This window comes from Bradyrhizobium sp. 170 (genome assembly GCF_023101085.1).
GTDB lineage: Bacteria > Pseudomonadota > Alphaproteobacteria > Rhizobiales > Xanthobacteraceae > Bradyrhizobium.
In genome coordinates this window covers 162,777-182,490 of the sequence record NZ_CP064703.1, presented here as the reverse complement: position 1 = coordinate 182,490, position 19,714 = coordinate 162,777, and the positions used below count along the sequence as shown (strand labels likewise).

The window sequence follows — 19,714 nt, the reverse complement described above, 5'->3', positions numbered from 1 at the left end:
CAGACCGGAATGCTACGGGGAAAACCAGCGGTAACGTTATTCGTTTGCATCTTTTTCAACTCCGCTGCCCGGAGATCGTGCCGAGAAATGCCTCCACCATAGGCAGAATATTTTTCACGATGGCATCGATGCCCTCTGCGGTCGGATGCAACCCGTCCGCCTGGTTGAGCTTGGCGTCGGCGGCGACCCCCTCCAGGAAGAACGGGTAGAGCGGCACGCCGAAGGATTTTGAAAGCTCCGGATAGATTGCGTTGAAGCGGGCGGCATATTCACTTCCGTAATTGGGCGGGGCGAGCATTCCGCACATCAGCACGGCGATCTTGCGCGCCTTCAGCCGCGTCAGGATATCGCTGAGGGCGGCGCGGGTGACGGCCGGGTCGATCCCACGCAAGGCATCGTTGGCGCCAAGTTCGAGGATGACCGCCTCGGTTCCCTCTGGGATCGACCAGTCCAGCCGGTCGCGACCGCCGGAAGAGGTGTCGCCGGACACCCCGGCATTGATCATGTCGACCTTTATCCCCTTGTCGCCCAAGGCTTTTTGCAAACGCGCCGGAAACGCCGCCGAGGCCGAAAGGCCAAGGCCGGCGCTCAAGGAATCGCCGAGGACGACCATTTTGACCGGCTTGGCGGGTGCGGTGGCGGGGGCTTGAGCTTGGACTTGAGCTTGGGCTTGCGCCAAAACCGGCCCGGCCGTCATCAAAGCCACAATCAACACGCGTATGTGCGCAAACATCCGTTTCAAGCCCTCGACCCGAGCGGTGGAAGTGCCATATGACCGAGCCATGGACAGTCTCATCGAACCCTCTTCACTGACCGGCGTCGGGCCGGACACCATTTCCATCTCCAACGTCAACCTCTCGCTCGGCTCGGGCGCTGCACGCGTTCATATCCTGAAAGATATCAGCCTTCGTGTGGCGTCGGGCGAGGCGATCGGCCTGATCGGACCTTCAGGCTCCGGCAAATCGACCTTGCTGATGGTGATGGCGGGGCTGGAGCGTCCCGACAGCGGAGAGGTGGTGGTCAACGGCACGCCGTTCAATGCCCTCGACGAGGATGCGCTGGCGCGCTTCCGCGGCCGCCAGGTCGGCATCGTGTTCCAGTCGTTTCATCTGATCCCGACCATGACGGCGCTGGAAAACGTCGCGGTGCCGCTGGAGCTCGCCGGCAATCCCGATGCGGCAGAGCGGGCGGCGCAAGAGTTGACATCCGTCGGGCTCGGCGATCGCCTGCACCATTATCCGACCCAATTATCGGGTGGCGAGCAGCAGCGCGTTGCGCTGGCCCGCGCGCTGGCGCCCGATCCCGCGATCCTGGTCGCGGACGAGCCGACCGGCAATCTCGACGAAGCCACCGGCAAGCAGATCGTCGATCTCCTGTTCACCAAGCACAGCGAGCGCGGCATGACACTGGTGCTGGTAACGCACGATACCTCACTCGCGCAGCGCTGCGACCGCGTGGTGCGGCTGCGCTCCGGCCGGATCGACGGACATTCATGACCGCCGTTTCCGAACCCATTTACCGCAGCCGCGCGTCATCCCTTGCCCTGCGCTACGCGCTTCGCGAACTGCGCAGCGGCTTGCGCGGCTTTTACGTCTTCATCGCCTGCATCGCGCTCGGCGTGATGGCGATTGCCGGGGTCGGCTCGGTCGCGGCCAGCCTCAGCGAAGGCTTGACGCGCGAGGGCCGCACGTTGCTGGGCGGCGACGTTGCTTTCTCGCTGATCCAGCGCGAAGCCAAGCCGGAGGAAATCGCCTTCCTGCGTGCGCGCGGCCAGGTTTCGGTCGCGGCTGCGCTGCGGGTCATGGCCCGCAGCAGCGACGGCAAGCTGGCACTGGTCGAACTCAAGGCCGTGGACGGCAACTACCCGATGCTCGGGGCGGTAACGCTGGATCCCAAAATGCCGATGGCGGATCTGCTGGCCGAGCGCCAAGATACGTCTGGCACCGCGTTCGGCGCGGCGGTCGATTCCACCCTGCTGGCGCGGCTCGATCTCAAGCTCGGCGACCGCATCACAATCGGCAACGCCACGTTCCAGATCCGAAGCACGGTCACGGCCGAGCCGGACAAGCTCGCCGGCAATGTCGGTTTGGGCCCGCGCGTTCTGGTCAGCGAGCAGAGTCTGCGAGCCACCGGATTGCTGCAGCCCGGCAGCTTGGTGCGCTGGATCTACCGCGTGAAGCTGCCGGCCAATAACATCGACGATCGCGCCGCGACTCAGTTGATCGACAGCGCACGGAGCGCCCTGCCCGAGGCCGGCTGGTGGATCCGCAGCAGCAGCAACGCCTCGCCGCAACTCGAGCGCACCATCAACCGCTTCACCCAGTTCCTGACGCTGGTCGGCCTCGCCGCGCTTCTGGTTGGTGGCGTCGGCGTCGCCAATGCGGTCAAGAGCCATGTCGATCGCCGGCGCGACGTCATCGCCTCGTTCAAGGCGCTGGGCGCTACCGGGCGCGACGTCTTCACGATCTACCTGACGCAAGTAATCCTGCTCGCCGCGGTAGGCTCGGTGATCGGGCTGGCCGCCGGTGCGGCTTTGCCGTTTGTCATCGTCGGCGTGTTCGGCAAGCTGCTGCCGCTGCCGGTGATCCCTGCCCTGTACCTTGACGAACTGGCGCTGTCGTTCATCTATGGCCTGCTCACCGCGCTCGCCTTCGGATTATGGCCGCTCGGCCGGGTGCATGACGTGCCGGTCGCGGCGCTGTTTCGCGAGGAAGTCGCCCGTGAGTGGCATCGCCCGCGCTGGAGCTATCTCGCGCTGATGGCCGTGGTGATCGCGCTCCTGGTCGCTGTGGCGATCGGGCTTGCCTATGACAAGCGGATCGCGATGGTATTCGTGATCTCCTCGGTTGCAGTGTTCGCGCTGCTGCGCGGCGTCGCGGCCGGCCTGATGGCGCTGGCACGCCGCATGCCACGATCCCGAATCACCATGCTGCGGCTGGCGATCGCCAACATCTACCGGCCCGGCGCGCTGACGCCCTCGGTCGTGATGTCGCTCGGCCTCGGGCTCGCGGTGCTGGTCACCATCACCCAGATCGACGGCAATCTCCGCCGGCAATTCCTGGCGGCATTGCCGGAGAAAGCGCCCTCGTTCTACTTCATCGACATTCCGACCGCCGATGCCGACCGCTTCGGCGCCTTCCTCAAACAGGTCGCGCCGCAATCGACGGTGGACGACGTGCCGATGCTGCGCGGGCGCATCGTCGGCGCCCGCGGCGTCAAGGCCGACGAACTCAAGCCGTCGCAGGAGTCCGAGTGGGTGCTGCAGAGCGACCGCGGCCTGACCTACACCAACGAAGTCCCAAAGGGCTCGAAGGTGGTCGAGGGCGAATGGTGGAGCGCGGACTATAGCGGCCCGCCGCTGGTCTCGCTGGAGAAGAAGATCGCCGACGGGTTGAAGCTCAGAATAGGCGACGAGATCGTGGTCAACGTGCTCGGCCGCGACATTCCGGCCAAGATCAGCAATTTGCGCAACGTCGACTGGCAGGGGCTCGGCATCAATTTCGTGCTGGTGTTCTCGCCCAACGCGTTCAGGGGTGCGCCGCACAGCCATGTCGCGACCTTGTCCGAGGTCCATCCGGACCCGGCCGGCGACGCCCGGATCATCAAGCAGGTGGCGGACGCCTTCCCGATGGTGACCAGCGTCCGGGTCCGCGAGGCGCTGGAAACCGTCGGCACCGTCATCACCAACCTCGTGCTCGCCATCCGCGGCGCCAGCGCCGTGACGCTGATCTCGGCGATCCTGGTGCTGGGCGGCGCGCTGGCCGCCGGCCACCGCCACCGGGTCTATGACGCGGTGATCCTGAAGACGCTGGGTGCAACCCGGGCGCGACTGCTTGGCGCCTACGCGCTGGAGTACCTGATGATCGGCCTTGCCACCGCGGTGTTCGGCGTGATCGCGGGCTCGATCGCGGCCTGGCTGATCGTGACCCGGCTGATGACGCTCAGTTTCATCTGGCAGGCCGGCAGCGCCGCAGGCGTGGTCGCCGCCGCCCTGATCGTCACGGTGGGGCTGGGACTCGCCGGAACGTTGCTCGCCCTGAATCAGAAGCCGGCCAGCGTGTTGCGGAATTTGTGACAATTTGTAGCGGGCGGAAAGCCGGGGTTAACGCTGCTTTTGCTCAGAAATGACCGGCAGAAGCGACATTCAGCCGCGCGTGGAAGCTTGCGTCGAATGTGTTAGTTTCCCACATACCAGCCAAGATCAGAGGCCGGCTTGATGACGTGAGATTAATGCGTGAAATTAATGTCAGCAAATCAGGGCATCTGAGATAGAAATCTAACCGGCGCCGCAAACCCTTGCGCACCGCCGGGCAACCAACGGGAATTCGACCATGTCGGACCTAGACCGTAACTACGTTTCTCCTTTCGGCCGGGCCGCCGGGCGCGTTGATGCCGCGACCGTCGATGCCGGTCTGCGCTCCTACATGCTGCGCATCTATAACTACATGAGCATCGGCCTGGCCATCACCGGCCTTGCGGCGCTCGGCGTCTATATGGGTGCCGTAACCACGGATCAGGCCGGCGCCGCCGCCAAGTTCGGCAACAACACCTTCCTGACGCCGTTCGGCTACGCGATGTATGTCAGCCCGCTGAAGTGGCTGTTCATCCTCGCGCCGCTGGCCATGGTGTTCGCGATCTCGTTCGGCATCAACCGGCTGCGGCCCGCGACGGCACAATTGCTGTTCTGGGCGTTCGCGGCGCTGATGGGCATTTCGCTGTCGTCGATCTTCCTGGTGTACACGCACACCTCGATCGTGCGGGTGTTCTTCATCACCGCGGCGACCTTCGGCGCACTGAGCCTCTACGGCTACACCACCAAGCGTGACATGAGCGGCATGGGGTCGTTCCTGTTCATGGGCCTGATCGGCATCATCATCGCGAGCCTGGTCAACCTGTTCCTCGCGAGTTCGATGCTGCAGTTCATCGTCTCGGTGGTCGGCGTGCTGGTGTTCGCGGGCCTCACCGCCTATGACACCCAGCGGCTGAAGAACGACTACATCTACGGCTACGCCTCGGAAGGCGGCGAGATTGCCGAGAAAGCGGCGATTACCGGTGCGTTGTCGCTCTACCTGAACTTCATCAACCTGTTCACGCTGCTGCTGCAGTTGCTCGGCCAGCGCGACTAGTCGCTACCGACCAGGTTACGAGTTGAAGCCCCGGCCTCGCGGCCGGGGCTTTTCTTTTGGTCGCCATCGTCATGGCGGGGCTCATCCCGGACATGGCAGAAAGCGTTGATCCTTGTCGGTCTGCTGATATCTTTCTCCCCATGTCCGTTCCCGAAATTCGTTCCGCCACCGAGGCCGACCTCCCCACCATCACCGAAATCTACGAGCACGCGGTGCGCCACGGCACCGCGACGTTCGAGCTGATTCCGCCCGATCTCGCCGAGATGACCCGGCGATTCCGGGCGCTGATCGATGGCGGCTTCCCCTATTTCGTTGCCGAGGTTGAAGGTCGCGTGATCGGCTACGCCTACGCGGGGCCCTATCGGCCGCGGCCGGCCTATCGTTTCACGGTGGAGAATTCCATCTACCTGCAACCCTCGACCCACCGCCGCGGTATCGGCCTGCAATTGTTGCAGCGGCTGATCCCCGAATGCGAGGCGCGCGGCTTCCGGCAGATGATCGCCGTGATCGGCGATTCCGCCAATGCCGGCTCGATCGGCCTTCACACCAAATGCGGGTTCCAGATGATCGGGACGCACGCCAATGTCGGCCTCAAATTCGGCCGGTGGCTCGACACGGTGATGATGCAGATCGCGCTCGGTGAAGGCGGGTCGACGGTGCCGAAGGATTGAGGCGGCTTCGTAGCTTCGTAGATTCCATGGGGCGGTGAGCGTGGCCTTTCCGGTAGGTTTGGGTTTCCACACTCGAACCATCGGAGAGTCAGATGCAAGCATCGACCGTAGCCACGCCCACCACCGGCCATTGTGGCACAATTTTCGTTGCGATCGAACTGAGCCAGAAGAGCTGGCTGGTGACGCTGCACAGCCCTGACAAAGGCAAGATGTCCCGCCATAGGCTGGAGGGGGGCGATCATGCCGAGCTGTTGGCGTTGGTCGGTCGGGAGCGCGACCGGGCGGCTCGGGCGCTGGGAGCCATTCCGGCGGTGGTGAGCTGCTACGAAGCGGGCTACGATGGGTTCTGGCTGCACCGGCTTCTGATGGCGGCCGGGATCACGAACTACGTGTTTGACCCTGCGAGCATTGCGGTGGATCAACGGGCGCGACGGGTGAAGACCGACCGGATCGATGGCGAGAAGATGCTGCGGACGCTGATGGCGTATCTGCGCGGTGAGCCGCGGGTGGTACGGATCGTGCGGGTACCAGCGCCGGAGCAAGAGGACGCCCGCCGCGCCAGCCGCGAACGCGGCCGGCTGATCAAGGAACAGACCGCTCACACCAGCCGGATCAAGGCGCTGCTGCGGCTGTTGGGCATGGCGGTCGGGAACCCGCGCCGGCGCGACTGGCTGAGCTGGCTGGCGGCGCAGCGGGATTGGCAGGGCCAGGCGGTGCCACGGCAGATGCTGGCGGAGATCAAGTACGAGCACGCGCGGCTGATGCTGGTACGCGAACAGCTCGAGGCGCTCGCACAGGCGTCGGCTCAAGCGGATCCGGCACCTGCGGCGGCGCAGATGGCGGAGCGCAGCGAACTGTTGCTCCGGCTCAAATGCCTCGGCCCGGCGTTCGCGACGACGCTGGCCAGCGAGGTGTTCTACAAGGATTTCCGCAACCGGCGTGAGGTCGCGAGCTATTTCGGGCTGGCGCCCAGTCCATGGCAGAGCGGCGGGACCGACCGCGACCAGGGCATCAGCAAGGCGGGCAATCCGCGCGCCCGCTGCGCCGCGATCGAACTTTCCTGGCTGTGGCTGCGGCATCAGCCGGAGAGTGCGCTCACCCGATGGTTCCGCAGCCGCACCCACAATGCCAGCAAGCGCAACAAGCGCATCGCCATCGTGGCGCTGGCGCGCAAGCTGATGGTGGCGCTCTGGCGCTACCTCACAACCGGCCTGGTCCCCGAAGGAGCCCTGCTCAAGGCCGCGAAGCCGTAAACGTTTCAAGCAACGCGTCAGCGTCGCGGCATCGGCCGCGGTCAGCGCGGAATGGATGATGACCGTGCCACCCTTGGGCCAAGTCAACAGGCCGCTTCGTAGATGGGTCTCATCCCCGTGGCTTCCTCGCCGCAAGCATGCGGAATGTGGGTACCGGGCTGTAACCGCCCGACCGGATATGAGGTGATGCAGTGAGCTGCTGCATAAATCGCCGGAAGCCAGTTCCTGAGCGCACCGACCGCGGCGGCACGCTGCGCTACGCATGGCTCCGCGCGCCGCCGCTCCACCGAATGCAAAAAATAACATCCAAGCCCCGGTTGGGATGCTTGACTCAAAAGGCCTCATATGAGGGTGGGCAAAGCGAAGCGTGCCCACCATCAGAGCGGCGTTCCGGGGAGAGATGGTGGGCACGGCGCAAGTGCGCCTTTGCCCACCCTACGGCGGCTTCGCTACACCAGCGCCAGCTTGCGGTCGATCACCAGCAGCACGCGCTCAAGCTCGTGGCCGCGGCGCAGGATCAGACCGGTCGCCGAGATCACGCTGTACATGCCCTGCTTGCGCGCGAGCCGCGGATCTTTCTCGATGCGGTAAATCGGAACCTCGGAGGCGCGGCGGAAGACCGAAAACACCGCGCGGTCCTTCAGAAAGTCGATGGCGTAGTCGCGCCATTCGCCGTCGGCGACCATGCGCCCATACAGATTGAGGATACGGTTGAGTTCGAGACGATTAAACGTGACACGATTCGGCGGGGGGATTGCGGTGGCGGTGCGCGCCGCTGCGCGGCTCTCGCTTGGATCGGTGTCCTCCGATATCGAGCTCATGGAGCGCCTCCTGTCATCTCAGGCATGCTCTCGTTCCGAAAACCGGTCCCCACTTTTCGGGAGCATGCCGAGGTTTACATGATTGCGCTAACCGCAGGACGCTGCAAGAGGGTTGCAAATACGAAGGAAACCGCGCGGAACCACCCGACATCGCGGGAAACACCGATTCACGGGATCGTTAGCGGAATCTTATTGCTGCCCTACTTCCGCCAACCGCCCGCCCCGCTAGGTTGCGACAAGATAATCCTGCGTTGGCCCGGTCCTTTCGGTTCCGGATTCCTCAGCCCCCAGCCCCCCGGGGCCGTCGGGATCGGGCCTGTTCGCAGAGGGAGTTAATCCCGATACTGGGCCAACGAAAGTTGGTCCTTTTTCGTTTGGGGGACGGTTCCAACCTCAGCCGCCGTTCCAGGCCGCGTGAAACGCGAGCACTGACGGTGACCATCAGGGAACCGGCCGATCAGCGCAATCCCGTGAAGGCAGCATCGTAGCCCTGATGGAGCGCCAACTACCTCAGCGCAGTGTAGGCGGCGCCGAGCATCGCGCCCGGCTTGTCGCGACTGCCGTCCTGGACGTAGACGACCGCGGCGTCGACGCCGTCGCGGGAAATATTTTCAAGCGGCACGGTCCAGCTTTCCGGACTGCCGTTCCAGTCACCGACCTTCACGAGGTTGCGCACGACGTTGTAGTAGGTGACTTCCTGGCCGCGATTCTCGCCGCGCCCGATCATGATCGGTATGGCCTTCGAGACCGAACAGATCCAGACTTCGCCACGCGCCACGGTCGGCACCTTGCTGGCGGCCACCGAGACATTGAGCAATTTGCCGGACAAGCTCATCGTCACCGGCACCGACATCACGCCATCGGCCTTGCCGGTATTTTTGATCGCGCCATCGATGCTGGCGCGATCGCTGCCGATCACTTGCGTCGAACCATTGACGATCATCTGCGGCGTATAGAGATTGCGATCGCCGCGTGCCTGCGAATAGGCTTTCTGACGCGCGCTGAACCGCTTGTCCGCCAGCGTGTCCTTCCAGCCGAGATAATCCCAATAGTCGATCGGCAGGCTCAGCGCGATCACGGACGGATCCTTGGCGAGTTCGCCGATGATCTGGTCGGCTGGCGGGCATGACGAGCAGCCTTGCGAGGTGAACAATTCAACCACCGCGCGAGGTTCAGCGTGGGCCGGGCGGATGACGGCGATGATTGCGCAAACGCCGAGCGCACCGGACCATCGCGAGATACAACTATAGGCCATCATAGCTGTCATTGTGCGGACCGGTGGTAGCGTCTTCCATCCGTATTTGTACGGGGCATGATCTGATCCCAAAAAAGCGCACCCCAGACGCGCGAAAGCGGCCTTTTCATTAGGCCGCCTTCTTCTTGCTCGCCACTCACTTCGCAGTGAGGCACTGATCACAAATCCGCGTCATAGCGTTTTCAAGCGAAGTGGATCCCGGTTCGCGCAAAGAAAACGCGTCAAAACAAAAACCTGGAGCCCGGTTCTGATTCAATCAGAACCGGAAAAGCTCTAGGCCGCGAGTTTGCGCAGCACATAATGCAGAATGCCGCCGTTTCGGTAGTACTCGAGTTCGTCGAGGGTATCGATCCGGCAAAGCAGCGGCACGCGCTGCAGCGCGCCATCGCCGGAGACGATCTCGGCCGTCAGCGTTTGACGCGGCTTCAGGTCGCCCTGCAAGCCCCGGATCGTCACCTTCTCGTCACCCTTCAGGCCAAGCGACGTCCATGACGTGCCGTCTTCGAAGGTGAGCGGCAACACGCCCATGCCGACCAGGTTGGAGCGATGGATGCGCTCAAAGCTCTGGCAGATCACGGCGCGGACGCCGAGCAGGCGGGTCCCCTTCGCGGCCCAGTCGCGCGAGGAGCCGTTGCCGTATTCGGCGCCGGCGAACACCACCAGCGGCACGCTCTCGGCCTGGTACTGCATCGCCGCGTCGTAGATCGACATCTGCTCGCCGTCGGGCCAGTGCTTGGTAAGTCCGCCTTCCGGAATATTGCCGTCGGCGCCCTTCAGCATGAAGTTCTTGATGCGGATGTTGGCAAAGGTGCCGCGCATCATGATCTCGTGATTGCCGCGCCGCGTGCCGTACTGATTGAAGTCGGCCGGGCGCACCTGATGCTCCGAGAGGAATTTTCCTGCCGGAGAGGTCAGCTTGATCGCGCCGGCCGGCGAGATGTGGTCGGTGGTGATCTTGTCGCCGAACATCGCCAGAATCCGCGCATCGACGACGTCGACGATCGCTTCCGGCTCTTTCTTCATGCCCTCGAAGTAGGGCGGGTTCTGCACATAGGTCGAGCTCATGTTCCAGCGGTAGGTCTCGCTCTCGACGGTCTTGATCTTTCGCCAGTTGGTGTCGCCCTTGAACACGTCGGCGTAACGCTTCTTGAAGATCGTGGCGGTCACGAACTTCTTCATGTAGGCGTTGATTTCCTTGGTCGTCGGCCAGATGTCCTTCAGGTACACCGGCTTGCCGTCCTTGCCCTCGCCGATCGGCTCGACCGCGAGGTCCTTTGTCACCGTTCCCGCCAGCGCATAAGCCACGACCAGCGGCGGCGATGCCAGATAATTGGCCTGCACGTCGGGGCTGACGCGGCCCTCAAAATTGCGGTTACCCGACAGCACCGCGGCAGCGACGATGCCGTTGTCATTGATCGATTTCGAAATCTCCTCCGGCAGCGGACCCGAATTGCCGATGCAGGTGGTGCAGCCGAAGCCGATCAGATTGAAGCCGACCTTGTCGAGATCCTTCTGGAGGCCGGAATTGGCGAGATATTCCGCGACCACCTGGCTTCCGGGCGCAAGCGAGGTCTTGACCCACGGCTTTGCCTTCAAGCCCTTGGCGGCAGCGTTGCGCGCCAGCAGGCCGGCGCCGATCAACACGCTGGGGTTGGAAGTGTTGGTGCAGGAGGTGATCGCCGCGATCACGACGTCACCATGGCCGAGATCGAAATCGCGGTTCTCGACCGAATAGCGGTTCTCGGCGTCTTCCGGCTTCTTGTACTCGCCGGCGAGCGCGGTGGCGAAGCCGGCGGCAACGGCCGGCAGTGCGACGCGCCCTTCAGGGCGCTTCGGGCCGGCCATCGACGGCACGACATCCTTGAGATCGAGCGTCAGCGTTTCCGTGAACACGGGGTCGGCCGATTTCGCGGTGCGGAACAAACCTTGCGCCTTGGCGTAAGCCGAAACGAGCGCGACGCGATCCGCCTTGCGGCCGGAGGTCTTGAGATAATCGATGGTTGCGGCGTCGACCGGGAAGAAGCCGCAGGTCGCGCCGTATTCCGGCGCCATGTTGCCGATGGTCGCCTTGTCAGCGACCGAGAGGAAGTCGAGGCCGGGACCGAAGAACTCGACGAACTTGCCGACCACGCCCTGCTTGCGCAGCATCTGCGTCACGGTCAGCACCAGGTCGGTCGCAGTAACGCCTTCCTTGAGCTGGCCCTTGAGCTTGAAGCCGACGACTTCCGGCAGCAGCATCGACAGCGGCTGGCCGAGCATGCAGGCTTCCGCCTCGATGCCGCCGACGCCCCAGCCGAGCACGGCGAGGCCGTTGACCATGGTGGTGTGCGAGTCGGTGCCAACAAGCGAATCCGGATAGGCGACTTCGAAGGTGCCGGTCTTCTTGCCGACCGTCATCTTCTGCTTCTTGGTCCACACCGTCTGCGCCAGATATTCGAGATTGACCTGATGGCAGATGCCGGTGCCGGGCGGCACCACGGAGAAGTTCGAGAACGCCTTCTGGCCCCATTTCAAGAACTCGTAGCGTTCCTGGTTCTGCTTGTATTCCTCGACGACGTTCTTGCCGAACGCCTTGTTGTCGCCGAAGAAGTTGACGATGACCGAGTGGTCGATGACGAGATCGACCGGCACCAGCGGGTTGATCTTCTCGGCATCGCCGCCGAGCGCCTGCATCGCGTTACGCATCGCGGCGAGATCGACCACCGCCGGCACGCCGGTGAAATCCTGCATCAACACGCGCGCCGGGCGGAACGCCACTTCATGCTCGAGCTTGCGCTTCCGCAGCCACTTCGACACCGCAACGATGTCGGCCTTCTTGACCGTGCGGTCGTCCTCGTTACGCAGCAGGTTTTCCAGCAGCACCTTCATCGAATAGGGCAGCTTGGAAATTCCCTTCAGACCGTTCTTCTCGGCGGCGGGCAGGCTGTAATACACGTAGGTCTTGCTGCCGACCTTGAGGGTCTTGCGGCATTTAAAGCTGTCGAGCGAGGTCATGTCAGGAAATCCCAAATTCTAGTTATACCCGGCAAGGGTATTTAAACACCGTCGGCGTAAGGCTGGCTCTTGGCTTGCAGCCGCCGATTGTGTGCTGCATCAAGTTCCGGGCTTATAGAATCTTTCTAGAAGCGCCGCCACATCGACAAACGTGCTGCAGCGATGCGGTACCCACAAATTCTGACGCGGTACCCATCAATTTCAGAGGGCTGTGACGAAGCAAAATGCGGCTCTCCGGGCGCAAAATCGACTGTATCAGGGGCGGCCGCGGCGTGTTCTCGGGCCTCGATTTCGAAGCCTCCTCCGGCGAGGCGCTGGCCGTGGTCGGCCCGAACGGCTCCGGCAAGACCTCGCTGTTGCGCCTGATAGCGGGCCTGCTGGTGCCGGCGGGCGGATCGGTCGGCCTGCAAGGGGGCGAGGCCGAGCTGACCCTGCCGGAGCAAACCCACTATCTCGGCCATCGCGATGCGTTGAAACCGGCGCTGAGCGTTCTGGAAAACCTGTCGTTCTGGCAGGATTTTCTGGGCGGTGAGGCCGGCGATAGCAGCCAATGCCTCAAGGCCGTTGGGCTCGGCCATGCCACGCATCTGCCGGCGGCATTTCTCTCGGCCGGCCAGCGGCGGCGGCTTTCGATCGCGCGCCTGCTGGTGGTGCGGCGGCCGGTCTGGCTCCTGGACGAGCCGACCTCGGCGCTCGATACCGCCGGACTGGACCTTTTCGTCGGCGTCATGCGCGAGCATCTGGCAGGCGGCGGCATCATCATCGCCGCCACGCATACCCCACTCGGGATCGACGCGAGGGAACTGCGGATGGGGGCAGCGACATGACCGCCCTCGCCGCACTGATTCGCCGGGACATCAGAATCGCCCTTCGCGTCGGCGGCGGGGCGCTGATCGGCGTGCTGTTTTTCCTCACCGTTACGGTGCTGATGCCGTTCGCGATCGGGCCCGATCTGGCGCTGCTGATGCGGCTCGGACCGGCGATCCTCTGGCTCGGCGCGCTGCTGGCGAGCCTGCTCACGCTCGACCGCCTGTTCACGGCCGACCACGACGACGGTTCGCTCGACCTGATCGTGATGGGCCGGACGCCGCTGGAACTGGCATGTGCCGCAAAAGCGCTGGCGCATTGGCTTGCGGCCGGACTGCCGCTGATCGTGGCGACGCCCGTGCTCGGGCTGATGCTCAATCTCGACGCCACGGCGACCTCGGCGGTGGCGCTGACGCTGCTGGTGGGAACGCCGGCGCTGACGTTCACCGGGATGATCGGCGCGGCGCTTGCCGTGACGCTGCACCGCGGCGGGTTGTTGCTGGCGGTGCTGGTGTTGCCGCTGTCGATCCCGGTATTGATTTTCGGCGTCGCGGCGTCGCAGGCAGCCATTACGGGTCCCCTGTCATTTGGAACACCGTTTTCGATCCTCTGCGCGATCTCGCTGGTCAGTTTCGTGATCGGGCCGTTTGCCGCCGCGGCCAGCCTGCGGCACGGTCTGGACTGAGCACGATTTGACGCCGATCAACTCTCGCGGAGGCCATATGAAACAAACCAAGCCGCATTGCCTGCCCCGCCGCTGACGACTATCAGGATGCCATGACGCTGATCGATCTCGCCAACCCCACGAAATTCCTGTCGCTGACGGCGCGCGTGCTGCCCTGGCTGGCGGGCGCGACCGCGATCCTGCTGCTGGTCGGCTTCTACCAGGCGGCGATGGCGCCCGACGACTATCAGCACGGCGCCGTCGTGAAGATCATGTTCATCCACGTGCCGAATGCGTGGCTGTCGATGTTCGTCTGGAGCGTGATGAGCCTTGCAGCCCTTGGCACATTGGTGTGGCGGCATCCGCTTGCCGATGTCGCGGCGAAAGCGGCAGCCCCGATCGGCGCTGCGTTCACCTTTCTGGCGCTGGTCACGGGTTCATTGTGGGGACGGCCGATGTGGGGCACCTATTGGCAATGGGATGCGCGGCTGACCTCGGTCTTGATCCTGTTTCTGATGTATCTTGGCCTGATGGCGCTGTGGCGCGCGGTGGACGATCCCTCGCGGGCGGCACGGGCCGCCGCCGTCCTGACGCTGGTCGGCGCGCTCAATCTGCCGATCATCAAATTCTCGGTCGATTGGTGGAACACGCTGCATCAGCCGGCGTCTGTGCTGCGGATGGGCGGGCCGACGCTCGACCGCGCCTTCCTGATTCCGCTGCTGGTGATGGCGCTCGGTTTCTCGCTGCTGTTCGTCACGCTGCATCTGGCGGCGATGCGCAACGAGATCCTGCGCCGGCGCGTGCGCAGCTTGCAGATGATGCAAGCCAGCCAGCAGGCGGCATGACGTGACGTCGCTTGGACCCTACGCCTCCTTTATCGTGACCTCCTACGCGCTGGTGGCGGCGGTCGTGCTGATCCTCATCAGCTGGATCGCGCTCGATTATCGCCAGCAGAAGGAGCGTCTGCGCGAACTCGAGGCCAGCGGCATAACCCGGCGCTCCGGCCGCCAGGCGACGGACATCCGATGACCGCGCCGCTCACAACATCGGATGGGCCGCCGCGCCGCCGGCGCTGGCTGGTGGCGCTGCCGCTGATCGGTTTCATGGCCGTCGCCGGACTGTTCCTGCTGCGGCTGTATGGCGGCGATCCCTCAAAAATCCCCTCCGCCCTGATCGGCCGCCCGGCGCCGCAAACCGCGCTGCCGGCACTGGAAGGCCTCGTCCACAACGGGGCGCCGGTCCCCGGGCTCGACCCCGCGGCCTTCAAGGGCAAAGTCTCCGTCGTCAATGTCTGGGCGTCCTGGTGCGTGCCGTGCCACGACGAGGCGCCGCTCCTGACTGCATTGGCCAAGGATACGCGCTTGCAGATCGTCGGCATCAACTACAAGGATTCGCCCGACAACGCCCGCCGCTTCCTCGGCCGCTACGGCAATCCGTTCAGCATGGTCGGCGTCGATGGCAGCGGCCGCGGCGCGATCGAATGGGGCGTCTATGGCGTGCCCGAAACCTTCGTGGTCGGCCGCGACGGCACCATTGTTTACAAGTTGGTCGGGCCGGTGACGCCGGCCAATCTCGACAGCGTGCTGAAGGTCGCGATCGAGAAGGCGTTGAAGAAATAACGTCGTTGTCATTCCGGGGCGATGCGAAGCATCGAACCCGGAATCTCGAGATTCCGGGTTCATCGCTGCGCGATGCCCCGGAATGACGAAGCAGCAATCAAATAATCCTGCGCTTTTATCTGACGTTCATTTTAGAGCCATGGCGCCGCCACGAATTCGCAGCTAGCTTGATGGGGTTACTTGAACCGTCCTTGGAGGGACACCCTATGCGTCATTTCACGCTCGCTTCTCTTCTCGCCACCGCGCTCACTCTCGGCATGCTGACGGCCACCCCGTCGATGGCCCAGACCGCGCAGCCTGCGACCAAATCCGACAGCAAGATGGCTCCTGCGCCGAAGGCCTCGGAGTCGAAGATGGCGCCGGCACCAAAGGCCGAACTGCTCGACATCAATTCGGCGACCGCCGATCAGCTCGACGCACTGCCGGGCGTCGGCAAGGCCTATTCCGCCAAAATCATCGCGGGCCGGCCGTACAAGGGCAAGGATGATCTCGTGAACAAGAGCATCCTGCCGCAAGCGACCTACGACAAGATCAAGGACAAGATCATCGCCAAGCAGAAGAGCTGATTGCTTCTCTCTCACCTCTCCCCGCTTGCGGGGAGAGGTCGGATCGCTCTTGCGATCCGGGTGAGGGGGTACCGCCCTCACCTCAGCACTCAACTCGCGGATAGAACCCCTCACCCCAACCCTCTCCCCGCAAGCGCGGGGCGAGGGAGCAGAGCTCACCCCTTGCTCACATCGCCCGCTTCCGCTTCGCTCGCCTCGAGCGAGGCCGGCTCCAGATGGTAGCGCTTGATCACCGGCATCTGGGAAATCGCAAAGATCATCGTCAGTGGAAGCGCACCGAACGCCTTGAAGGCCACCCAGAAGTCGGTCGACTGCGTGCGCCAGATGACTTCGTTCAGAACCGCCATCCCCAGGAAGAACAACGCCCAGCGCATGGTCAGGATGCGCCAGCCCTTCGGCGTCAGGTTGAACATCTGATTGAACAGGATCGCGATGAAGGAGCGGCCGAACAAGAGACCGCCACCGAGGATCGCGGCGAACAGGCCGTAGATGATGGTCGGCTTGACCTTGATGAAGGTCTCGTCGTGCAGCACCAGCGTCAGCGTGCCGAACACGAGCACGATGACCGCGGTGACGATCGCCATCATGGGCACATGCCGCACCACCACATAGGAAGCGATCATCGCCGCCACGATCGCCACCATGAAGGCGCCGGTCGCGACAAACAGGTTGAATTTGGCGTTGGCGACGAAGAACACGATGAGCGGACCGAGTTCGGTCGCGAGCTTGAACACCGGATGCGGCTGGGTCTTGTCCATGTCAGCTTTCGATTCCTGCAATCGCGTTGGCGAAATCCCGCGCGGTGAACGGCGCGAGATCGTCGATGCCTTCGCCGACGCCGATGAAATGCACCGGCAGTTTGAACTTCTCCGCCAGCGCCACCAGGATGCCGCCTCGCGCGGTGCCGTCGAGCTTCGTCATCACGAGGCCCGTGACGCCAGCGGTACGATGAAACGCTTCGACCTGCGACAGCGCATTTTGTCCCACCGTGGCATCGAGCACCAGCAGCACCGCATGCGGGGCTGACGCATCGACCTTCTTGATGACGCGAACGACCTTTTCGAGCTCGTTCATCAGTTCGGCCTTGTTCTGCAAACGCCCCGCGGTATCGACCAGCAGCACGTCGATATTCTGTTCCTTCGCCGCGGTCAGCGCGTTGAAGGCGAGGCTCGCCGAATCCGAGCCCTGTGCGCCCGCAATGACCGGTGATTTGGTGCGCTCGCCCCAGACCTTGAGCTGCTCGATCGCCGCGGCACGGAACGTATCGCCGGCCGCCATCATGATCTTCCGGCCCTCGGCGCTGAGCTTCGCGGCAAGCTTGCCGATGGTGGTGGTCTTGCCCGAGCCGTTGACGCCGACCACGAGAATGACGAACGGCTTTTGCGCCGCGTCGATCTCCAGCGGCCTGGCGACCGGCGCGAGCACCTTCTCGACTTCGGTCGCGACCACCGTCTTTACTTCATCGGCCGAAATCGCCTTGTCGTAACGGCCGGCGCCGACGGCGTCCGCGATCCGGACCGCCACAGCCGTGCCGAGATCGGCGCGCAGCAGCACATCCTCGATGTCGTCGAGCATGGCGCGATCGAGCTTGCGCTTGGTGACGAGGTCGGCAACGGCCGAGCCCAGCGAACTCGAGGTCCGCTTCAGGCCGCTCGAAAGCCGCCGCCACCAGCTTAGTTTGGGGGTTCCGGGAGTGGTATCGCTCATGTCGGGGACGTGTTAGCGGTTTCGCGCCATGAGCGGAAGTCACAACAGATCCATCAATGTCCCCGGAACATCCTTTGATGTTCCCAGGACATCCCTTGATGTCCAAGGCTTAACGGCAGATGAAATCCAGGCCCGCGTGCTTCACCGCGACGGGCTGATGCTTGTCATCGACAAGCCTGCGGGGCTGCCGGTGCATCGCGGCCCCAAGGGCGGCGCCAATCTGGAAGCATCCTTCGACGGCCTGCAATTTGGCCTGCCGCGGCCGCCGGTGCTGGCCCACCGGCTCGACAAGGATACCTCCGGCTGTCTCGTGCTGGGACGCCATCGCAAGGCCACCGCCTCGCTCGGCCTGTTGTTCAAGCACGGCAAGATTGGGAAAACCTATTGGGCGGTGATCGAAGGCGGGCCTGCCGAAGATGAAGGCACCATCGACATGCCGCTGGGGCGGCTCAACGTCGAACGCGGCTGGTGGCAGAAGCCGGATCCGGACGGGCAGAAGGCTATCACCAACTGGGAAGTGCGCGGCCGCGGCGACGGCCTTTGTTGGCTCGCACTGGAACCGGTGACCGGCCGCACCCATCAATTGCGCGTGCACACGTCCGCCATGGGCTGGCCGATCGTCGGCGACAATATCTACGGCAACGGACCTCGTTTTGGCGAGCCGATCCTGCATCTGCATTCCCGCGAGATCGTGATTCCGATTTCAAAGAACAAGGAACCGGTGCGCGTGGTCGCGCCGGCGCCGGAGCACATGCGGGAGCGGCTCAGGGCGTGCGGGTGGAACGGGGAGTAGTCGGCTCGCGGGTAAACACGGCGCTCCAACTACCGCTATCATCATCCGCCTTGTGCGCAATTGCGCACTGGGGCGGATGATCCAGTATTCCAGAGACATCTGTGATGAGCCGAGAGGCCGCGGCGTACTGGATCGCCCGGTCAAGCCCTACGACGACGGCGGAGTTTGTGGCTCACACCGTCAAGCGCACACCGTCGTGGCCCTCGATCGCGAGCGACATCACCGCCCCCGGCGTTTCGCCTGATATCGCAACCGGCAGGAAATGCTCCGTCCGCCCTTGCGTCGCACTTTCGATCAAAACCTGACGCGTCGTGCCGACCTCTGCCGCCAACCGCCGCTGCAACGCCGCCTCCCCGCTCGCACGCAGCCGCTTCGCACGAGCCTTGATCGCTTCGCCGGCCACCTGCGGCATCCGTGCGGCCGGCGTACCGGGTCGCTTGGAATAGGGAAACACGTGCAGGAAAGTGAGATCGCACTCATCGACGAGATCCTGCGAACGCGCGAACATCTCTTCTGTCTCGGTCGGGAAGCCCGCGATGATATCGGCGCCGAGCGTGATGTCCGGACGGAGCCGCCGCACCTGGGCGCAGAACTCGATCGCGTCCTGCCGCGAATGCCGCCGCTTCATCCGCTTCAAAATCATGTCGTCGCCGGATTGCAGCGACAGATGCAGATGCGGCATCAGCCGCTCATCATTGGCGATGACGTCGAGCAGATCACGGTCGGCCTCGATGGAATCGATCGACGAAATCCGCAACCGCTTCAGTTCCGGCACATGCCGCAGGATTTGCCGGGTCAATTGCCCGAGCTTCGGCGTGCCCGGCAAGTCAGCCCCATAGCTCGTCAGATCGACGCCGGTCAGCACGATCTCGGCATGGCCGCGCTCGACCAGCGCACGGACCTGCTCGACGACGGCACCCATCGGCACCGAGCGCGAATTGCCGCGGCCGTAAGGGATGATGCAGAAGGTGCAGCGGTGGTCGCAGCCGTTCTGCACCTGGACGAACACCCGCGGCAGGCCGGCCTTGAAACCGTCCAGCAGATGCGGCGCCATCTCCTTGACCGCCATGATGTCGGCGACCGCGATTTTCTCGCTTGTCCCGACGCCAAAGCCTGTGTCGAACGCCGCACGCGCATCGCGCCACGCCTCACTCCGCATCTTGTCGTCATTGCCGACGACGCGATCGACCTCGGCCATATCGGCGAACATTTCCGGCTGGGTCTGCGCCGCGCAGCCGGTGACGACGATGCGCACATCCGGCCGCTCGCGCTTCAGCCGCCGGATCGATTGCCGCGCCTGCGCCACCGCCTCGTTGGTGACGGCGCAGCTGTTGATGACGACGGTATCGGAAAGCCCGGCGCGCTCCGCCTCGCGGGCGATCACCTCGGATTCGAACGCGTTGAGACGGCAGCCGAAGGTGAGGACGTCGACGCTCAT

The 19,714-nt window shown here is 63.9% G+C and carries 19 protein-coding genes; 12 read left to right on the top strand and 7 right to left on the bottom strand.

Annotated elements, in window-relative coordinates; all coding sequences use genetic code 11:
* Nucleotides 1-55 precede the first annotated feature (55 nt).
* On the bottom strand, nt 56-784 hold the full coding sequence (locus IVB05_RS00895) for an arylesterase (protein WP_247787420.1): 729 nt from the start codon (nt 782-784) through the stop codon (nt 56-58).
* On the opposite strand from IVB05_RS00895, the gene IVB05_RS00890 reads away from it, so the two are divergent.
* The 5 genes from IVB05_RS00890 to IVB05_RS00870 all read left to right on the top strand — a co-directional run bounded on the left by IVB05_RS00890 (nt 783) and on the right by IVB05_RS00870 (nt 7,050).
* Nucleotides 783-1,496 (top strand): ABC transporter ATP-binding protein, encoded by a 714-nt coding sequence (locus IVB05_RS00890; RefSeq protein ID WP_247518812.1) that lies wholly within the window; start codon nt 783-785, stop codon nt 1,494-1,496. The two genes, IVB05_RS00895 and IVB05_RS00890, sit on opposite strands and share 2 nt — an antisense overlap.
* Nucleotides 1,493-4,075, top strand: coding sequence for an FtsX-like permease family protein (locus tag IVB05_RS00885; RefSeq protein WP_247782589.1), 2,583 nt, complete (start codon nt 1,493-1,495; stop codon nt 4,073-4,075). Before IVB05_RS00890 ends, IVB05_RS00885 begins: the two co-directional genes overlap by 4 nt.
* Nucleotides 4,076-4,331: 256 nt before the next feature.
* Nucleotides 4,332-5,126, top strand: a complete 795-nt coding sequence (locus IVB05_RS00880; RefSeq protein WP_247782588.1) for a Bax inhibitor-1/YccA family protein — start codon at nt 4,332-4,334, stop codon at nt 5,124-5,126.
* 140 nt (nt 5,127-5,266) lie between these two features.
* On the top strand, nt 5,267-5,797 hold the full coding sequence (locus tag IVB05_RS00875; protein WP_247782587.1) for a GNAT family N-acetyltransferase: 531 nt from the start codon (nt 5,267-5,269) through the stop codon (nt 5,795-5,797).
* A gap of 92 nt (nt 5,798-5,889) precedes the next feature.
* Nucleotides 5,890-7,050, top strand: a complete 1,161-nt coding sequence (locus IVB05_RS00870; protein ID WP_247782586.1) for an IS110 family transposase — start codon at nt 5,890-5,892, stop codon at nt 7,048-7,050.
* Between the two features lie 449 nt (nt 7,051-7,499).
* Here IVB05_RS00870 and IVB05_RS00865 read toward each other — a convergent pair whose 3' ends face one another.
* From IVB05_RS00865 to acnA, 3 genes are all read right to left on the bottom strand, one after another.
* The gene (locus IVB05_RS00865; RefSeq protein WP_247782585.1) at nt 7,500-7,871 is read right to left on the bottom strand and encodes a DUF2794 domain-containing protein; all 372 of its coding nucleotides are present in this window, start codon (nt 7,869-7,871) and stop codon (nt 7,500-7,502) included.
* A 505-nt stretch (nt 7,872-8,376) separates the two neighbouring features.
* Nucleotides 8,377-9,138 (bottom strand): DUF1223 domain-containing protein, encoded by a 762-nt coding sequence (locus IVB05_RS00860; protein ID WP_247782584.1) that lies wholly within the window; start codon nt 9,136-9,138, stop codon nt 8,377-8,379.
* A gap of 261 nt (nt 9,139-9,399) precedes the next feature.
* Nucleotides 9,400-12,120: an aconitate hydratase AcnA gene (gene acnA / locus IVB05_RS00855; protein WP_247782583.1), complete on the bottom strand. Its 2,721-nt coding sequence runs from the start codon at nt 12,118-12,120 to the stop codon at nt 9,400-9,402.
* Nucleotides 12,121-12,344: 224 nt separating this feature from the next.
* On the opposite strand from acnA, the gene ccmA reads away from it, so the two are divergent.
* From ccmA to IVB05_RS00825, 6 genes are all read left to right on the top strand, one after another.
* Nucleotides 12,345-12,947, top strand: coding sequence for a heme ABC exporter ATP-binding protein CcmA (gene ccmA / locus IVB05_RS00850; RefSeq protein ID WP_247782582.1), 603 nt, complete (start codon nt 12,345-12,347; stop codon nt 12,945-12,947).
* Nucleotides 12,944-13,612: a heme exporter protein CcmB gene (ccmB, locus tag IVB05_RS00845; RefSeq protein WP_247782581.1), complete on the top strand. Its 669-nt coding sequence runs from the start codon at nt 12,944-12,946 to the stop codon at nt 13,610-13,612. Before ccmA ends, ccmB begins: the two co-directional genes overlap by 4 nt.
* A gap of 92 nt (nt 13,613-13,704) precedes the next feature.
* Entirely contained in the window at nt 13,705-14,436 is a 732-nt protein-coding gene (locus IVB05_RS00840; RefSeq protein ID WP_247518821.1) for a heme ABC transporter permease, read from the top strand.
* A 1-nt stretch (nt 14,437) separates the two neighbouring features.
* Entirely contained in the window at nt 14,438-14,620 is a 183-nt protein-coding gene (gene ccmD / locus IVB05_RS00835) for a heme exporter protein CcmD (RefSeq protein WP_247782580.1), read from the top strand.
* A complete protein-coding gene (locus IVB05_RS00830; protein ID WP_247782579.1) occupies nt 14,617-15,210 on the top strand; it encodes a DsbE family thiol:disulfide interchange protein in 594 nt (197 codons plus the stop codon). The genes ccmD and IVB05_RS00830 overlap by 4 nt, the downstream gene beginning before the upstream one ends.
* A 206-nt stretch (nt 15,211-15,416) precedes the next feature.
* Nucleotides 15,417-15,776 carry a helix-hairpin-helix domain-containing protein gene (locus tag IVB05_RS00825; protein ID WP_214488340.1) on the top strand — a complete coding sequence of 120 codons (360 nt, stop codon included), beginning with the start codon at nt 15,417-15,419 and terminating at the stop codon, nt 15,774-15,776.
* A gap of 155 nt (nt 15,777-15,931) precedes the next feature.
* Here the strand turns inward: IVB05_RS00825 and IVB05_RS00820 are convergent, their stop codons facing one another.
* The gene (locus IVB05_RS00820; protein ID WP_247782578.1) at nt 15,932-16,534 is read right to left on the bottom strand and encodes a septation protein A; all 603 of its coding nucleotides are present in this window, start codon (nt 16,532-16,534) and stop codon (nt 15,932-15,934) included.
* A 1-nt stretch (nt 16,535) separates the two neighbouring features.
* Nucleotides 16,536-17,483, bottom strand: coding sequence for a signal recognition particle-docking protein FtsY (ftsY, locus tag IVB05_RS00815; RefSeq protein ID WP_247782577.1), 948 nt, complete (start codon nt 17,481-17,483; stop codon nt 16,536-16,538).
* A gap of 157 nt (nt 17,484-17,640) precedes the next feature.
* On the opposite strand from ftsY, the gene IVB05_RS00810 reads away from it, so the two are divergent.
* Nucleotides 17,641-18,276, top strand: coding sequence for an RNA pseudouridine synthase (locus IVB05_RS00810; RefSeq protein WP_247782576.1), 636 nt, complete (start codon nt 17,641-17,643; stop codon nt 18,274-18,276).
* A 172-nt stretch (nt 18,277-18,448) separates the two neighbouring features.
* On the opposite strand, the gene mtaB is transcribed toward IVB05_RS00810, so the two are convergent.
* Nucleotides 18,449-19,714, bottom strand: coding sequence for a tRNA (N(6)-L-threonylcarbamoyladenosine(37)-C(2))-methylthiotransferase MtaB (gene mtaB / locus IVB05_RS00805; protein WP_247782575.1), 1,266 nt, complete (start codon nt 19,712-19,714; stop codon nt 18,449-18,451).

What these genes read in the sequence shown, in the direction of transcription:
- IVB05_RS00820 (WP_247782578.1), bottom strand. Translation starts at nt 16,534, where the DNA reads ATGGACAAGACCCAGCCGCATCCGGTGTTCAAGCTCGCGACCGAACTC.
- IVB05_RS00875 (WP_247782587.1), top strand. Translation starts at nt 5,267, where the DNA reads ATGTCCGTTCCCGAAATTCGTTCCGCCACCGAGGCCGACCTCCCCACC.
- ccmA (WP_247782582.1), top strand. Translation starts at nt 12,345, where the DNA reads ATGCGGCTCTCCGGGCGCAAAATCGACTGTATCAGGGGCGGCCGCGGC.
- IVB05_RS00870 (WP_247782586.1), top strand. Translation starts at nt 5,890, where the DNA reads ATGCAAGCATCGACCGTAGCCACGCCCACCACCGGCCATTGTGGCACA.
- ftsY (WP_247782577.1), bottom strand. Translation starts at nt 17,483, where the DNA reads ATGAGCGATACCACTCCCGGAACCCCCAAACTAAGCTGGTGGCGGCGG.
- IVB05_RS00840 (WP_247518821.1), top strand. Translation starts at nt 13,705, where the DNA reads ATGACGCTGATCGATCTCGCCAACCCCACGAAATTCCTGTCGCTGACG.
- acnA (WP_247782583.1), bottom strand. Translation starts at nt 12,120, where the DNA reads ATGACCTCGCTCGACAGCTTTAAATGCCGCAAGACCCTCAAGGTCGGC.
- IVB05_RS00825 (WP_214488340.1), top strand. Translation starts at nt 15,417, where the DNA reads ATGCGTCATTTCACGCTCGCTTCTCTTCTCGCCACCGCGCTCACTCTC.
- IVB05_RS00890 (WP_247518812.1), top strand. Translation starts at nt 783, where the DNA reads ATGGACAGTCTCATCGAACCCTCTTCACTGACCGGCGTCGGGCCGGAC.
- IVB05_RS00880 (WP_247782588.1), top strand. Translation starts at nt 4,332, where the DNA reads ATGTCGGACCTAGACCGTAACTACGTTTCTCCTTTCGGCCGGGCCGCC.
- IVB05_RS00830 (WP_247782579.1), top strand. Translation starts at nt 14,617, where the DNA reads ATGACCGCGCCGCTCACAACATCGGATGGGCCGCCGCGCCGCCGGCGC.
- IVB05_RS00810 (WP_247782576.1), top strand. Translation starts at nt 17,641, where the DNA reads ATGCTTGTCATCGACAAGCCTGCGGGGCTGCCGGTGCATCGCGGCCCC.
- mtaB (WP_247782575.1), bottom strand. Translation starts at nt 19,714, where the DNA reads ATGAGCGTCGACGTCCTCACCTTCGGCTGCCGTCTCAACGCGTTCGAA.
- IVB05_RS00865 (WP_247782585.1), bottom strand. Translation starts at nt 7,871, where the DNA reads ATGAGCTCGATATCGGAGGACACCGATCCAAGCGAGAGCCGCGCAGCG.
- IVB05_RS00885 (WP_247782589.1), top strand. Translation starts at nt 1,493, where the DNA reads ATGACCGCCGTTTCCGAACCCATTTACCGCAGCCGCGCGTCATCCCTT.
- IVB05_RS00860 (WP_247782584.1), bottom strand. Translation starts at nt 9,138, where the DNA reads ATGACAGCTATGATGGCCTATAGTTGTATCTCGCGATGGTCCGGTGCG.
- ccmB (WP_247782581.1), top strand. Translation starts at nt 12,944, where the DNA reads ATGACCGCCCTCGCCGCACTGATTCGCCGGGACATCAGAATCGCCCTT.
- IVB05_RS00895 (WP_247787420.1), bottom strand. Translation starts at nt 784, where the DNA reads ATGGCTCGGTCATATGGCACTTCCACCGCTCGGGTCGAGGGCTTGAAA.